This window comes from Metabacillus sp. KUDC1714 (assembly GCF_014217835.1).
Classification (GTDB): domain Bacteria; phylum Bacillota; class Bacilli; order Bacillales; family Bacillaceae; genus Metabacillus; species Metabacillus rhizosphaerae.
The window spans coordinates 861,720-877,779 of the sequence record NZ_CP055263.1; the positions used below are offsets into that span (position 1 = coordinate 861,720).

15 protein-coding genes are annotated in these 16,060 nt (G+C 36.4%); 8 read left to right on the top strand and 7 right to left on the bottom strand.

What is annotated here, in order from left to right; translation table 11 throughout:
* The first annotated feature begins 100 nt into the window (after positions 1 to 100).
* Positions 101 to 2,209 (top strand): carbohydrate-binding domain-containing protein, encoded by a 2,109-nt coding sequence (locus HUW50_RS04175; RefSeq protein WP_185653719.1) that lies wholly within the window; start codon positions 101 to 103, stop codon positions 2,207 to 2,209.
* Positions 2,210 to 2,348: 139 nt separating this feature from the next.
* The gene (locus HUW50_RS04180) at positions 2,349 to 2,543 is read left to right on the top strand and encodes an IDEAL domain-containing protein (protein ID WP_066340342.1); all 195 of its coding nucleotides are present in this window, start codon (positions 2,349 to 2,351) and stop codon (positions 2,541 to 2,543) included.
* Between the two features lie 147 nt (positions 2,544 to 2,690).
* On the opposite strand, the gene HUW50_RS04185 is transcribed toward HUW50_RS04180, so the two are convergent.
* The 3 genes from HUW50_RS04185 to HUW50_RS04195 form a co-directional block, all read right to left on the bottom strand.
* Positions 2,691 to 3,668 carry an LCP family protein gene (locus HUW50_RS04185; protein WP_066340345.1) on the bottom strand — a complete coding sequence of 326 codons (978 nt, stop codon included), beginning with the start codon at positions 3,666 to 3,668 and terminating at the stop codon, positions 2,691 to 2,693.
* 323 nt (positions 3,669 to 3,991) lie between these two features.
* Positions 3,992 to 4,909 (bottom strand): patatin-like phospholipase family protein, encoded by a 918-nt coding sequence (locus HUW50_RS04190; RefSeq protein ID WP_066340349.1) that lies wholly within the window; start codon positions 4,907 to 4,909, stop codon positions 3,992 to 3,994.
* Between the two features lie 105 nt (positions 4,910 to 5,014).
* The gene (locus tag HUW50_RS04195) at positions 5,015 to 6,076 is read right to left on the bottom strand and encodes a DctP family TRAP transporter solute-binding subunit (protein WP_066340354.1); all 1,062 of its coding nucleotides are present in this window, start codon (positions 6,074 to 6,076) and stop codon (positions 5,015 to 5,017) included.
* A 1,189-nt stretch (positions 6,077 to 7,265) separates the two neighbouring features.
* Between HUW50_RS04195 and HUW50_RS04200 the strand changes: the two genes are divergently transcribed.
* Positions 7,266 to 8,843, top strand: a complete 1,578-nt coding sequence (locus HUW50_RS04200) for an ATP-binding protein (RefSeq protein WP_066330266.1) — start codon at positions 7,266 to 7,268, stop codon at positions 8,841 to 8,843.
* Between the two features lie 24 nt (positions 8,844 to 8,867).
* On the top strand, positions 8,868 to 9,551 hold the full coding sequence (locus HUW50_RS04205; protein ID WP_066330267.1) for a response regulator: 684 nt from the start codon (positions 8,868 to 8,870) through the stop codon (positions 9,549 to 9,551).
* A gap of 142 nt (positions 9,552 to 9,693) precedes the next feature.
* On the opposite strand, the gene HUW50_RS04210 is transcribed toward HUW50_RS04205, so the two are convergent.
* The 3 genes from HUW50_RS04210 to HUW50_RS04220 form a co-directional block, all read right to left on the bottom strand.
* Positions 9,694 to 10,584: a 50S ribosomal protein L11 methyltransferase gene (locus tag HUW50_RS04210; protein ID WP_066330268.1), complete on the bottom strand. Its 891-nt coding sequence runs from the start codon at positions 10,582 to 10,584 to the stop codon at positions 9,694 to 9,696.
* Positions 10,585 to 10,855: 271 nt separating this feature from the next.
* A complete protein-coding gene (locus tag HUW50_RS04215; protein WP_185653720.1) occupies positions 10,856 to 11,707 on the bottom strand; it encodes an NAD-dependent epimerase/dehydratase family protein in 852 nt (283 codons plus the stop codon).
* A gap of 13 nt (positions 11,708 to 11,720) precedes the next feature.
* Positions 11,721 to 12,668 carry an aldo/keto reductase family protein gene (locus HUW50_RS04220; protein ID WP_066330270.1) on the bottom strand — a complete coding sequence of 316 codons (948 nt, stop codon included), beginning with the start codon at positions 12,666 to 12,668 and terminating at the stop codon, positions 11,721 to 11,723.
* A gap of 212 nt (positions 12,669 to 12,880) precedes the next feature.
* On the opposite strand from HUW50_RS04220, the gene HUW50_RS04225 reads away from it, so the two are divergent.
* On the top strand, positions 12,881 to 13,198 hold the full coding sequence (locus HUW50_RS04225) for a winged helix-turn-helix transcriptional regulator (RefSeq protein WP_066330271.1): 318 nt from the start codon (positions 12,881 to 12,883) through the stop codon (positions 13,196 to 13,198).
* An 87-nt stretch (positions 13,199 to 13,285) separates the two neighbouring features.
* Here HUW50_RS04225 and HUW50_RS04230 read toward each other — a convergent pair whose 3' ends face one another.
* Positions 13,286 to 13,462 (bottom strand): cupin domain-containing protein, encoded by a 177-nt coding sequence (locus tag HUW50_RS04230; RefSeq protein WP_260445662.1) that lies wholly within the window; start codon positions 13,460 to 13,462, stop codon positions 13,286 to 13,288.
* 162 nt (positions 13,463 to 13,624) lie between these two features.
* Between HUW50_RS04230 and HUW50_RS04235 the strand changes: the two genes are divergently transcribed.
* Genes HUW50_RS04235 through HUW50_RS04245 form a run of 3 tightly spaced genes read left to right on the top strand, consistent with a single transcriptional unit; the run spans position 13,625 to position 15,896 of the window.
* Complete coding sequence (locus HUW50_RS04235) at positions 13,625 to 13,750, top strand: cytochrome C oxidase subunit II (protein ID WP_066330272.1); 126 nt, start codon at positions 13,625 to 13,627, stop codon at positions 13,748 to 13,750.
* Positions 13,751 to 13,767: 17 nt separating this feature from the next.
* Positions 13,768 to 14,238, top strand: coding sequence for a cytochrome c oxidase subunit II (locus HUW50_RS04240; protein ID WP_066330273.1), 471 nt, complete (start codon positions 13,768 to 13,770; stop codon positions 14,236 to 14,238).
* Positions 14,238 to 15,896 (top strand): b(o/a)3-type cytochrome-c oxidase subunit 1, encoded by a 1,659-nt coding sequence (locus HUW50_RS04245; RefSeq protein ID WP_185653721.1) that lies wholly within the window; start codon positions 14,238 to 14,240, stop codon positions 15,894 to 15,896. The genes HUW50_RS04240 and HUW50_RS04245 overlap by 1 nt, the downstream gene beginning before the upstream one ends.
* The last annotated feature ends 164 nt before the right edge of the window (positions 15,897 to 16,060 follow it).

A 16,060-nucleotide genomic window follows, 5' to 3' on the forward strand; every position in this document is an offset into this window, starting at 1 on the left:
CCTAAGTAGATCTTTAGCATTTTAGATCTACTTTATTTCATAATAAAACGTATCGAGTAAACAAACAGCTTACGATACTTAAATAAGGATGATTAAGAGGATGATTAAAAAAGTTAATAGGTTCATTCCATTATTGTTTGGTATTGCTTTAATCATCAGTGGTTGTAGTAGCGATACGAAGACAAGTAGTACACAGGCCTCTGAACTAGTAAATAATCTAGTTACTTATGCCAGTGATGATTTATATACTGATTGGCAAGAAGATAATGTGACATTTATTAAGTTGAGTGAAACAACAGCAACTGTGGCTGAGAATGATGGTGTCATTGTTGAAGATAATCAAATATTGATTCGAACAACCGGAACTTATGTTGTAGAAGGAACTTTAAAGGATGGACAAATTGTTGTAGATGCAGAAGATGCAGGTACCGTTCGCATCATATTAAATGGAGCAACGATTAACTCTTCAACAAGTGCACCCATTTATGTAAAGCAAGCAGATAAAACGGTGATATCTCTTGAGAAAAACACAAAAAATATCCTATCTGATGCAACAGAATATGTTTATGAAGATGAAGAAGCAGATGAACCAGAAGCAGCAGATGAACCAGAAGCAGCAATTTTTAGTAAAGATGATTTGACGATCAACGGTTCTGGATCGTTAAACGTATCAGGAAATTTTAAAGATGGTATTACAAGTCGCGATAACTTAAAAATTACAGGTGGTAACCTAGAAGTTACTTCTGTAGATGATGGGATTGTTGGTCGAGATTTATTAGCCATGAAAAATGCCACTATTTCAGTAGTAGCAACTGGTGATGGTGTGAAAGCTTCAAACGATGAAGACGAGAAAAAAGGTAACATTATTTTGGAAAGTGGTTCTTTAACTGTTCAAGCAAAAGGTGATGGCGTTCAAGCTGAGAAGGCAGTAACTGTAATAGACGGTGAATATTCCATTGTAGCAGGTGGCGGTAGCCCAGAAACAATCGAGAGCGCTTCTGAAATTGGTGGTGCTTTCGGTAATCGAGAATTTAATAACGATGGTACAAATGAGGTAAGAACAAACTCAGCAGAAATGCCAAGCGGTGGCACACCTCCTGAGGAAATGACAGGTGAACCACCACAAAGACCAACTGATGAAGCTACGGAAGAAGCAGATTCAGAGGATACAATCAGTACAAAAGGTATAAAAGCAGGTACTGAAATTATTATTGCTGGTGGAACATTTACAATTGACTCCCTTGAGGATGCACTTCATAGTGATCAAGATGTCTCTATTTCTGATGGCAAGGTCCTTATTTCTACCGGAGATGACGGTATTCATGGCGATGCAAATGTAGCGATTAACGGTGGAGAAATTAATATTGATAAAAGCAAAGAAGGTATCGAAGGAATGAATATTACGATTGCTGACGGTACCATTCACGTTAATGCAGCAGATGATGGAGTCAATAATAATGGAGGTAGTAGTGAATTCGGTATGCCTGGTATGGCGATGAACGTATCTGGAGCTTCCGAAGAAACAGAAACAGCTGAAGAAGAGACAGCCGCAGAAGAAACGTCTGAAGAAGGTAAATTATTAATTGAGGGTGGCTACTTATATGTAAATGCGAATGGTGACGGACTTGATTCAAATACAGCAATAAAAATGACCGGTGGAACGGTTCTTGTATATGGACCTTCTTCATCTGGGAATGGGTCTCTAGATTACGATCAGTCCTTCATTATTGAGGGTGGTACTTTAGTTGCTGCTGGTAGTAGTGGTATGGCACAAGGTATTTCAGAAGACTCCAATCAAAATGCCATCATGATGACATTCACTGAATTCCAAGAAGCAGGAACAACAATGTATGTCGAGGATAGCAATGGTGAACAAGTATTTGCAATTGCTCCTGAAAAACAATATCAAACCATTTTAATTAGCACACCAGAGCTACAAAATGAACAAACGTATACGCTCAGCTCAGGTGGTGTTTTAACGGGTGAAAATAGAGACGGAGTGTATAATACTGCAGAATATAAAGCAGGTTCACAATCTGTAGAATATACATTATCTGGTGTGATGACGTACTTAGACGAATCCGGTGTAACAGAAGCACCGGCAAATGGAAGATTTGGCGGTAACGGCGGTGGTCGTAGCGGTATGGAAGAAAGAAATCCATTTAACGCAGATCAAAACACACAGACAGAAGCAGGACAAGATCAATAAAGTGAGACCAAGAATAGTAGCACAAACTGATACAAAGTTTGTGTTACTATTTTTTGAATTATCGAATTACCAATCAAAATGTTTTGAATAGTATGAAAATGGATAGTATAATAGAAAAAAGGTCAAGGAGTGATTCTTCATGGAAAAGAATTTGCTTAATTCACCACAACCCGAGGTAAATGTCATAGACTCTTTATTTGCTGAAATGGTGTTAGACAATGCTTTGCTTAATTTCCGAAAAGAGAAAATCCACGAGAAAATTGACCAGTCCTTACGAGACCGAAACAAAAGCGAATTCCTACGATATACAGAAGAATTAAAGAACATTTCTTAATTATTCTATAGGGTAGGAATAAGTTTGAGAGTAAAAGAAATATGCTTAGCTTAATAATAATCAAGAAGCCCAACCTAAAACATTTAGATTGGGCTTCTTTTGTTTATATGTGTTGGTGACTACCAGGAATTAGATTCATTCCCCATCTCACTTATCCTCTTCATTTTGACCGTCACTATTATGATTTTCTCCCTCAATAAATTTTTTAATAGCTTCCTTATTTTGTTGAAAATCCACCTCTAATACTTCTCCAATATCCTCATAACGTATATTTTGAAAACTGCCATTTTCAGGGATACGGAGAGTCTCTAAATCTCCTTTATTATTTGTCACAAAGTCTTTTCCGATCGTAAATAGTGTAGTAGTTTCAATATTTGTATCCACATATGAATTCAAGACACCCAATAGCTTAGGGAGTTTCGCTACATTACGAAGACTTACAGAATCCTCCACAATTTTTGAAACAACTTCTTGCTGTCTTTGTACTCTTCCAAAATCACTCAAACGATCTTGGCGATAACGGACATAGCCCAACAGCTCTTTCCCATGAAGGGTTTGCTTACCTTTTTCTATCTCCATTCCGATTCCAGAAGTCATTAAATGTGGTACATCCACTTGAATGCCATTTGGAACGAGAATATCTACAGCCTCTTCGAATCCTTTAAAATCTACAATCGCGTAATAATTAATATCTAGACTAAAATTTTCTTTAATGGTTTTCCTCAGTAATTCTGGACCTCCATATGCATAAGCAGCATTTAATTTTTGCTTCCCATGTCCTGGAATTGATACATACATATCACGCATAAACGAAATAAGTTTAACCGAATGAGTACGTTGATCATAGTGTGCTACCATAATCGTATCCGTTCTAGCTTGTTTTTCCCCTCTAGAATCACTACCTAATAAAAGAACGTTTACATCACCTATTTCATTTTTCTTCCCTTGAAAAGCATGGTTTCCTTGATCATTTTTAAAAGTTTTATTGTTACCTTCTAATGTCCCTTGTATGTACTGATAAACACTATATACTCCAATAATGAAGACAAAAAGAATAAGAAGCGCTCCAAATACTCTTCCCCATCTTAGTCTTACTCTCTTTCTTTTCTTTTTCAGCTCTCCCATAACTTACACCACCTAAACGTAATAACACATTACGAGCCCTCGTTTCTTTTATCGTAAAAGGACTACTGCTAATTATTTAAGGTTAACGACAAAATACTAAAATACCTATCTTGTTAATAACTTATATATAGTAAAATCAACTCATGAAGTAATCATTCTCCCATAACAAGTTTTCATTTGTTCGTAATTATGATTACATTTGTTTAAAATTTAGGTTACATTTTTCTCGTCTTTGACATCGCTACAGATTTTAGAGTATCTAAAAAAGGCTAGGACGTGATTTCATCCTGGCCTTTTAGCAGCAATAGCACTATTTCTTTATATTAAATCTTTTCTTTTTGCTTTCGTTTAGCCTTATGCTTTTCAAAATCCCACTTCGATAAAAATTCCTTAGCGGAAGTATAACCTGAATGATAGAGAAATTCGATTTCATCCTTATTTAGTTCAAAATCAGTTGTGGTGATACCGCCAGTCGGAATTTTAATCGTACGTTCATTCGTTTCTTCGTTGAGATGTCGCAAATCATGTGCTTGAAGCATCGTTTTAAAAATATTTTTAAAAAGGTGTAACGGGGTTGGTATAACAGCCCCAATATCAACTTCATCTTTTACAAAACGGAAGCCGAACGTTGGGAAACGGGGGTTATCAGTATCATATAACCATATTGGAAAATTACTAAGTAATCCCCCATCTAAAATATAGGATTTGTTGTTGTCTTTAGATTTCCAAATAACCGGACGGAAGAAAAATGGTATTGAAGCACTCATCATAATCGCGGTTGAAACTTTTAAATCAGCAGGAGTCATCCCATAGCGATCCAAATCATCTGGCAAAATAAGCATTTGTCCATTTGAAACATCTGAAGCGATAATTTTTAATTTCCCATCTGGTAGATCTGCAAATGTCCTAATGCCTTTTTCTGAAAGAATAGCATCCATCCATGTTTCAAGATAATCATTTTTATAAATTCCAAGATGGACCATTAGCTCCAAAAAGCTGCCGATAAGGGGAATTCGATTCAGGATTGTCAACCCTCGAAATTTAGAATAATCCATTTCTTTAAACCTATCTCTAATTTCATAGCTTTTAAAACCGCTTGCTAACAGAGCAGCTATTACGGCACCTGCTGATGTTCCTGCTAGTCTTTCCCATTCTACGTTTTCCTCTTCCATGGCTTGAATCGCTCCAATAAAAGCAATTCCCCTCACCCCACCACCTTCAAAAACCGCATCTATCTTCAATTTTTGCCTCCTTTCTATTAGAGTTAATATATTATATAGATTTACGATATTATTTGTGTATATAGAGGCGTACAAACCTTTTACAACATGAAGAAAGGTACAATACTACTGCTTCTCCATATCCTTAACTCTTTCCTCTACAAATTCTTTTACAAAATCCTCAGTCACATGCTGAAGAAACGATTGATATACCGGCTGAAGATTATCAAGCCATTTCCCCTGTTCTTCTTCGGTTAAATAATGAATGTCAATTGAGGATTCTCTCTCTATCACACCTAATTGAGCTTTGTTCATTTTCATCGACTCTTCTAACATCCAGGTAGTTGTCTCATCCATTGCATCTGTCAAACTAGATTGAACATCTTCAGGGAGATGATCCCAAAACTCTTTATTCATTAACACAGCATAGCCTAAAAAACCGTGGTTACTTATTGTCATATAATTTTGAAGCTCATATAGACGTCTAGAATATATATTAGAAATTGTATTTTCCTGTCCTTCAAACTTTTCCTCTTCTAATGACATATAGACTTGATCAAAAGGCATAACGATCGGCTCAGCTCCTAGGCGTTCAAACTGTTCTTCAATCATAGCGCTTGGCATAATCCGAAAACGTTGACCCTTAAAATCTTCAGGCTTTTTCAATGAACTTTCACTGCTTGTCATTTGTTTAAAGCCATTGCTCCATAATGCCATCCCTGTTATGTTTTCATCTTCATGGAGCCGTAAAAAGCTGTTTCCAATTTCACTAGAAAAGACAGACGTGATATCCTCGTTTTTTTGAAACAAAAAGGGTAGATCAAATAGTCCCCATTCAGGTGCTAGTTTTGTCATTTTTGATAAGGACGGTGCAATCATTTGAACATCGTTATTCATTAACGCATCTAACTCTTGTTCATCAGTATATAGAGTACCATTTGGGATCACCTCTACTTTAACTAAACCATCTGTTTTTTCATCAGCTAATTCAGCAAATTTCTGCGCAGCTAAACCTTTGGGCGTATTTTCAGCAACAACGTGGCTAAATCGAATAATGATTTGATCTGACAATCCCTCTTGTTCATCGTCAAAACTAATTTCTTCCTGTTTAAATCGATCAAAAGGATAAAAAAAGATAGCTAAGATCATGATCATCACAAAGAAACTCGAGCCTATTAAATACTTCATCTCTCTAACTACCCCCATATTTATGTAATAGTAATTGTAACACGCGTCATTTTCCATGGTAAAATAAAGTTCAACTTCCTTCAGGGAGAAGTCTTTTCATTCTCACTGAAGGTTAGTTGACCTTATCGGACATTTACTGGCAGTTTCACTCATATCGTGCTTCTATCTATTCTTTCATGTAAAGAATAGGTCAGTATACTGCCAGTTAATGTGGGATAAAGTTCAACTTCCTTCAGGGAGAAGTCTTTTCATTCTCACTGAAGGTTAGTTGACCTTATCGGACATTTACTGGCAGTTTCACTCATATCGTGCTTCTATCTATTCTTTCATGTAAAGAATAGGTCAGTATACTGCCAGTTAATGTGGGATAAAGTTCAACTTCCTTCAGGGAGAAGTCTTTTCATTCTCACTGAAGGTTAGTTGACCTTATCGGACATTTACTGGCAGTTTCACTCATATCGTGCTTCTATCTATTCTTTCATGTAAAGAATAGGTCAGTATACTGCCAGTTAATGTGGGATAAAGTTCAACTTCCTTCAGGGAGAAGTCTTTTCATTCTCACTGAAGGTTAGTTGACCTTATCGGACATTTACTGGCAGTTTCACTCATATCGTGCTTCTATCTATTCTTTCATGTAAAGAATAGGTCAGTATACTGCCAGTTAATGTGGGATAAAGTTCAACTTCCTTCAGGGAGAAGTCTTTTCATTCTCACTGAAGGTTAGTTGACCTTATCGGACATTTACTGGCAGTTTCACTCATATCGTGCTTCTATCTATTCTTTCATGTAAAGAATAGGTCAGTATACTGCCAGTTAATGTGGGATAAAGTTCAACTTCCTTCAGGGAGAAGTCTTTTCATTCTCACTGAAGGTTAGTTGACCTTATCGGACATTTACTGGCAGTTTCACCCGTATCGAGCTTCTATCTATTCTTTCATGTAATGAATAGGTCAGTATACTGCCAGTTAATGTGGGATAAAGTTCAACTTCCTTCAGGGAGAAGTCTTTTCATTCTCACTGAAGGTTAGTTGACCTTATCGGACATTTACTGCCAGTTTCACTCATATCGAGCTTCTATCTATTCTCTTATGTAAAGAATAGTAGAATACTGCCAGTTAATGTGGGGTAAAGTTCAACTTCCTTTAGGAAGAAGTCTTAGAAAGAGCCTAAAAAAAGAAAGGAACTCTTTATGCAGCGTTTATCCATACAAACAAAAATAATGGGTTTAATCTTTTTTATTGTGGGATTTTCCCTTTTTCTCGCTGGCATCGTTATTATAAGCAATTTTATTGATTCTGGAGAAGATGACTTAAAGCAACGAGCACTTCTAACTGCTAGAACTGTTGCAGAGGTTCCAGATATCAGTGCGATGATTACCGGTAGTACAAAAGAACGAAGCAAGATTAATGATCGTGTTGAAACAATGAGAATGATTCATCATGCTGATTATATTGTGGTGATGGACATGAATCATATTCGCTTATCACATCCTGTCCCTCATCTAATTGGTCAAAAGTCACAAGGCACTGATGAGGATCCTGCCTTTGCAGAACTTACATATACGACAAAGGCTAAAGGTGAAGCAGGAACTGTCATTCGTGGATTCGTTCCGATTATTAATAAAGAGCATCACCAGGTTGGCGTCGTATTAGTTGGGTATATGTTACCTACGTTTTTTGAAATCATCTGGAATTTACGAATGGAAATCCTGTTAACTGGTGCGATTTCATTATTATTTGGTGGCTGGGGTGCATGGTTACTGGCTTCGCGTATAAAAAAAGAGATGTTTAATCTAGAGCCACATGAAATAGCGAGATTGGTGGTAGAACGAACAGAGACCTTTAATGCAATGCATGAAGGAATCATTGCAATTGATACAGATGAAAAAATAACTGTTTTTAACGATAAAGCGAAAGCAATGATGGGAATAGTAGGTGAGGTAATCGGTAAAAAAATCCATGAGATTATTCCTGATACAAGACTTCCAGAGATCCTACAGTTGCAAAAGCCGTTTTACAATAGAGAGTTAACTGTTCGTAATTTAAATATTGTTAGTAATCGAATTCCTATTAAAGTAAACGAAAAGACAGTCGGCGCAGTTGCGATATTCCAAGACCGTACAGAAGTAAAAAAACTAGCAGAAGAACTTACTGGAGTAAAAGCTTTTGTAAGCGCTCTGAGAGTTCAAAATCACGAGCATATGAACAAGCTGCATACGATAGCAGGATTACTACAACTCGATCATAAAAATAGAGCGCTAGAGTATGTCTTTCAAATTACTGAGGAGCATGAAGAGTTAACTCGGTTTCTATCAAAAAATATCAAGAGTGAAAGTTTGTCTGGTCTCCTGCTAAGTAAGGTAAGTCGTGGGAAGGAGCTAGGAATCACCGTTCATATTGATCGCCATAGCCGATTAGAGTCATTTCCACCTTCACTAGACGTTCATGATTTTGTAATCATTTTTGGAAACTTAATCGAAAACGCGTTTGACGCCTTTAAAGATAGTAATGAAATAGAAAAAGAGATCTATGTGAGCATTGAACAGCAAAAAGAGCTTTTATCCATCCTGATTGAGGATAATGGATCTGGTATTTCAAAGGAAGTAGAAACCCAAGTTTTTCAAGAAGGATTCACTACAAAGGAAGGCTCTAACCGAGGAATTGGCTTATTTCTAATAAAAGAAATTGTCGCAAAAGCAAATGGTACCATTCATATAGAGTCATATCCTGAACGAGGTACCTCCTTTATGATTACCTTTTATATGTAAGACGATTGTATGGAGGAATGTTAGATGAAAGCTTCAAATATTCGCGTTTTACTTATTGAAGATGACCCAATGGTTCAAGAAATTAATAAACAATTTGTTGAGGAAGTTGATGGATTTACTGTTATTGGCACTTCATCTAATGGCAAAGAAGGCATCGATTTTATTAAAACAGAAAAACCTGATTTAGCTCTAATCGATATTTTCATGCCTAATCAGGATGGTATCACAACGATAAAACAAATTCGTTTAGAGGGTTTAGAAACTGATGTAATTGCCATTACGGCTGCTAGTGATATTGAAACAGTTCGGCAGGTATTGCAATTAGGAGCTATTGATTACATCATGAAGCCTTTTAAATTCGATCGAATCAAACAGGCACTTACAAACTATCTTAACTATTATTGTAAGCTACAAGAAAAGGAATCGATCACCCAACAAGAATTGGATCGTCTCCTCTTTCAACCAAAAAAGTTAGAAAATAAACAATTACCTAAAGGACTCAATGCTCTGACCCTTGAGAAAATAATCAATCATTTACAAGAACAAAATCAAGCTATTTCTGCTGAAGAAGTTGCGGAAGGCATTGGAATAGCCCGTGTGACCGCTAGACGCTACCTTGAATATATGGAACAATCTGGCACTGTAAAGATTCATATTGAGTATGGTGGAATTGGACGTCCTATTAATAGGTATTTGATTATTACCTAAGAAAAGCGTAAGCGCCTTGATCAGACCCGAGGTTCTAGGCGCTTACGCTAGCCACCAAAACTCAGTAAGAAAATTTATAAATTCTGATACTATAAATAGAATAGGATTGTTAAAGGAACAGATCCTTTAACAATCCTCACTTTTATTGCTTAGAAAAATGAATCGTTACCCACTCATTCGTCTGTGCTTTTTCATGAATTGAAAAACCACCTGCTTGGAAATCCGCTATCAGCTGGTCAATATGCCATTCCACTAAACCAGAGATGATAAAATTATTGCTGTTTTTTAATAGATCATGTTTTTTCAAGATACTCATTGTCTCATTTGCACCAATATTGATTAAAATTAGATCATATACATCCTCAATAGTGTAGTCCCCTGTAATTAAATCAGCTTGTACTACCTTAAGGTCATTGTTTAGATTATTCAGTTCGGCATTATGATAAAGCTCTCTTGCAACTTCTTCATAATCAACAGCAATAACCTTTTTTGCACCTTTCAGAGATGCTGCTATTGTAAGCATACCAGAACCAGTTCCTAAGTCCAGAACGCTTTTCCCTGTAAGGTCTTTATCTAAGATCATTCGTAAACAACCTTGGGTTGTTTCATGGAGTCCAGTTCCAAATGCAGCTAATGGGTCAAATTTAAGAACGTTTCTATCATGATATTGTTCTTTGGAATTGGGATACGAAATAACCCACCCATTTCCTAAATCTACGTCTTCAAATTCATATGATTGCTCCCAATTGGCTTCTTCATGTGAGGAATAGCTTATATCTTTCCTTGATATAGAAAGAGTCGTTTCTAGTAAGGAATAATACGCTTCTGGTAGATTCTTCACTTCCATATCACTTGCGTAAATTTTCAAATCAACTTGCTGGTCTTCCCTTTCTTCATATCCGTATCCATTTTGGACTTTGATGATTTCAATCGGGGATTCATAGTACAAGTTATAAATTCCTGTTGCATTTAACGTGTCTGTGTATTGGTCAATTTCTTTATAAGGTATATTTATTGTAAATTCGTGTAACATGGATCGATTCCTCTCTTTTTGTGTGAACTACATAATTGGCTACATTTTGTCCTATCACAGTTTAATATAGATTGAATTAGGATAGCAAATTGTTTTTCATTTCTAAGTAAGATAAATTGGATTTAATAGCTTCTCTAGATAGGGTGTTTTTCTACAATTTATATCTTAGGAGCCATCTATCCCAATATTTCACTCTTTTCCTCCTATTTTTTTCAATAAAAAGAGGGTAATTCAATTGATCTACACCAATTGAATTACCCTCAAAATAAACTTAATTCTTAACCTTCACATATTCTCTCCAACTATGCATAGGTTGCCAATTTAATAGCTTCTTTGCCTTTTCATTAGAAAATAATGTTTCGTATGCTTCCAATTTCTTACGAATTTCAGTAGTTGGATAGATTGTCTCTACTAGGTGCTTACTTTCAATATCCATGCTTGTGTCATCTGCTGCGATATTTAGTGCAACAGAGCCAAGACCATCCGTTTCAACTGCTAGTCGATAGGCCACTGCGGCATCTCTTGTATCAATATAGCTCCACATGATCACTTTCCGCTGTTCAGGGTCATTTATAAATCCTGGAAAATTTCCATACATATTTGGGGCAATCACATTTCCTAATCTCATGGATACAACCTGCATTCCAGTTCGTCGATGAATCATATCTGCTGTTTGTTCATTGACGATTTTAGATAACCCATAGCTATCCTCTGGTAATTGTGGGTGCTCTTCGTCGAGTGGAGCATATTGCGGAGACAGCTCATTAACCGCAAATACTATTCCATATGAAGACTCACTTGACGATATGACTGCTTTTTTAATACCAAGTGTTCCCGCAGCTTCTAATATATTGTATGTAGACATGACATTATTTTTAAAGGTAACTTCATTTGGATGTGAATACGCAACTGGAATGGCAGCAAGATGTACGACCGCATCTGCTCCAGCAAGCACCCCGTAAACTTCACCTAAGTTTTGTAAATCGGTTATAATAGTTTTACAAAGTGGAGCAATTGGATGCTTCACATCTGCATTAACTACTTCATATCCACTATCAAGAAATTCCTTAATTACCCAGTGACCAAGAAGGCCACTTCCGCCAGTAACGACTATTTTTTTCAAATAATTCTCTCCCTTACTGTAAAATTTCTTCTACTTGTGAAATGACATCGCTCGTTAATGTCACACCCACACCTTTAACATTTTCAATTATTTGTTCAGGTTTTGTCGCACCAACTAATGTACTTGCCACACCAGGTTGACGCAAAATCCAAGCAATGGCTAATTGAGATAAACTAATATCAAGTTCATTCGCAATTCCACTTAATTTTTCAACCTTTAACAGGATTTCATCATTTAAGAATTGACCCATATGCATGTTCGCTTTCGGATCTGTTGCACGACTTCCTTCTGGCGCACGATTGCTTACGCTATATTTCCCAGTTAACACTCCTTGTGCTAATGGTGAAAAGACAATTTGACTTATTCCATGCTGCTCACTTACTGGTAGTACTTCTTTTTCAATATAACGATGAAACATATTATAGTTTGATTGATTAACAATTATCCTATCTAATAGATACTTATCTGATGTACCGATTGCTTCTTGAATTTGTTGTGCCGACCATTCACTTACCCCAGCATATAAAATCTTACCTTGACGGATCAGATCATCAATTGTTCTTAAGGTTTCATCAACTGGTGTTTCTGGATCATAGCGATGACAGTAATAAATATCTACATAATCAGTTTTCAACCGTTTTAAACTAGCATGAAGCTGTTCAAAAACATGTTTTCTCGAAAGGCCTCGATCATTTGGTCCATCTCCCATTTGTCCAAACACTTTTGTTGCTAGCACATAAGAATCGCGATTATATTTGCTAAGAGCTTCACCGACTACTTTTTCTGATTCACCTCTTGCATATACATTTGCTGTATCAAATGAATTCACCCCAAGGTCGTAAGCGGTTTCAATTGTTTGAATCGCTTTATCCTTTTCAGTAGAAGCTCCAAATGTTAACCAACTCCCTAAGCTTACCTCACTGACCTTTAACCCTGATCCTCCTACACGTCTGTATTTCATGTTCCCATCTCCCCTTTCTAAAGAAAAAGCTATAACAATTGGTGTTTCCTTATCGATAACGGTTACACTTTTTTGTTTCTACCTACGGATAAATCTTTCTTCACTAGAATTATAAATTTTTTGAATAGTGTATACAAGTACTGAAATATTATTGATATAATAAAAATTATGTAATCTACTATAAAATTTATAGTTACTACAAGGAGGATACTATGGAGAAATTGGATGGCATACTAATTGAATGCTCAATCGAAAAAGCACTTGATATTATTGGTGGGAAATGGTCTTTTCTTGTGATTAAAGAACTCTTTGATGGGACAAGACGTTTCGGAGAATTACAGCGTTCAATTCCCAAAATAAGTCCAAAAGCGCTAACCGATACTCTCCGTCATTTAGAAAGTCATGGAGTATTAACTCGCGAAACCTTTGCAACAGTCCCAGTTACAGTTGAATATACATTAACTGAAAAGGGGCACTCACTTAATAAGTTGTTGAAGGAAATGAAAAAATGGGGTGCTCAGTGGGGATGAGTTAGCATTCTCTTCTTGCATTGTATCATTTGAAACTATCTTGAGTGAACTTCAATTTCTTTTTGAAGTTCACTCAATTCTAAGCCTTTATTTACCACCTTGATTAGGTATCGGTACTCTTTCAATTTCTTCTCTATCTTTCACATCATTTCGATCCTCAGTTCTCAAATTTTGGTTCATTCCCTCTGGATATGCCCCGACAACTTTATAATCACTTGATGAAAAAAGTCGTTTATGCCCTGTTCCTGCAGGTAAAATCCCCACATCTCCTTATTGAGTTTCCTTCCCTTTCTCTAGTTATTTTCTCACACTCGACAAATCCAACAAAATCCGGATTGTTCACTCCTAAAATGTGTGACTTATATCACATCTAAAATAATACAAAACCATTAATCTAACATTAAAGCTAAGCTGAGGGGGATTTTCATGAGCAAAAAAATCAAACATGAAGACAATAACGAATTAAAAGGAACGTTGATAAGCGTTTTTTCCATTGGACTAATCATAATGGTGATGTGGTTTAGTGTTTATTTCTTTTACCTTTCACGTTAATTTAGGGGGTTTGACTTATGCATATTCATAAATATGAGAAGATTTGGCTTGGATTTGGAATTTTTTCATTGGTTTTATTTTTAAGCATTATTGGTGTAACAGCCTTTGCATTTAATCACCATCCAGCAGGTGGCATGGAGACAATTGATCCAGAAAAGCTAGAGCAAACTGCACCATTTGATCATCCTGGTGTCCATCAAATCGATGAGGACACGTATGAAGTGGTGATTGTTGCCAAAACATTCGGCTATGATCCTCCAGAAATAAAGGTTCCAGCTGGAAAAAAGATTATTTTTAAGGTTGCTAGTGCTGATGTAAGTCATAGCTTTTCGATTGTCAATACAAATGTAAACATGATGGTGATTCCTGGTCAGATTAATACAAAAGAATATACTTTTGATAAGCCCGGGCAATATTTAGTGATTTGTAATGAGTATTGTGGAACAGGGCATCACTTTATGAAAACGTCAATCGAGGTGATTGAGTAATGAAACAAATTAGTATTGGTGATCGAAAATTAGCTTTGACCAACATTGTTTTTGCGTATATTGCATTTTTAATAGGAACGTTTTGTGGATTGCTTCAAGTATTTATTCGAAATGATGCTCTTACTCTACCATCTTGGCTAGATTATTATCAAGTTTTAACAGCACACGGGGTCTTACTAGCACTTATCTTTACAACATATTTTATTTTTGGATTTTTGATTTCTGGTATGAGTCATTCATTAGGAGCTTTCGGACCAAAAGTTCGACTATTTTCTTGGATTGGTTTTATCATTACAACTGCTGGTACATTGCTTGCAATAGTTGAAATTTTAGCAGGAAGAGCTTCTGTTCTCTACACGTTTTATGCACCATTGCAAGCAAGTGGCTGGTACTACGTAGGTTTAGCTCTATTTGTAGTCGGAACATGGATTTATAGCTTCGCACTAATTGGGCACTATGTTAAGTGGAAAAAACAACATAAAAAGCAGTTAAGTCCCTTGTTTGCGTTTATGACAATTTCCACACTTATTCTTTGGTTAATTGCCTGTTTAGGAGTAGTAGCTACCGTCTTATTTCAATTTATTCCTTGGGCATTTGGCTGGGTAGATACAATAAATGTTGAATTAAGCCGTTCACTATTCTGGTACTTCGGTCACCCACTTGTTTATTTTTGGCTGCTTCCAGCCTACATGGCTTGGTACGTTATTGTTCCGAAAATTATTGGTGGTAGAGTGTTTAGTGATTCCTTAGCACGTTTATCTTTTGTCTTGTTTATTCTTTTTTCAATTCCAGTCGGCTTTCACCATCAGCTTACAGAGCCTGGTATATCAAGTTTTTGGAAGTTCCTTCAAACGGTCTTAACGTTTATGGTTATTATCCCATCATTGATGACTGCCTTCTCGATGTTCGGAACGTTTGAGAAAACAGGTAGACAAAAAGGAGCAACAGGATTATTTGGCTGGTTCTTTAAATTACCATGGAAGGATGTTCGCTTTACTTCACTTTTTATTGCGATGTTCTTTTTCATACCTGGTGGTGCAGGAGGGATTATTAACGCAAGCTTCCAGCTAAATGAGGTTATTCATAATACATTGTGGGTAGTTGGACATTTTCATATTACGGTCGGAACTCCGGTTGCCATGACCTTTATGGGTCTTACATTTTGGTTAATTCCTTATTTAACTGGAAGAAGATTAACAAAATCAATTCAAAAACTCGCCTTTATCCAGGTTATTTCCTGGTCAACCGGAATGCTACTTATGAGTACATCTCAGCATATTTTGGGTTTACTAGGAGCACCTAGACGAACATCTTATGCTGGTTATATGAAGGATCCAACTGCTTTAGAATGGTTCAATGGTATCCTTTCAAACCATGTGACAATGGCTATTGGTGGTACGATTCTCTTTTTATCTGCTATGCTCTTAATCTATATTGTCTTTAATACGTTGTTCTTCGCACCCAAGGCTACAACAGAAAAGGAGCAGGTTGAATTCCCGATGGCAGAAAGCGATCTGGAACAAACACCTAAATATCTAGAAAATTGGTGGATATGGATTTGCATTGCCTTTGCCTTAATCGCGTTTGCTTACACGATTCCTTTAAGCGAGATGATTCATCATGCTCCACCTGGATCATCTGGATATAAAACATGGTAGGAGATGATAAACATGTTTTCAATAACCTTTGCTTTACTTGTTGTTACAACGATTCTTACAGCTATCATTGTAGATCTTACGACAAAAGAAGAGGACTTTTAATATAAATACAAATAGAGCAAAGCATAATCAGCTTTGCTCTTTCTATACTTTTGGCTCCGTTA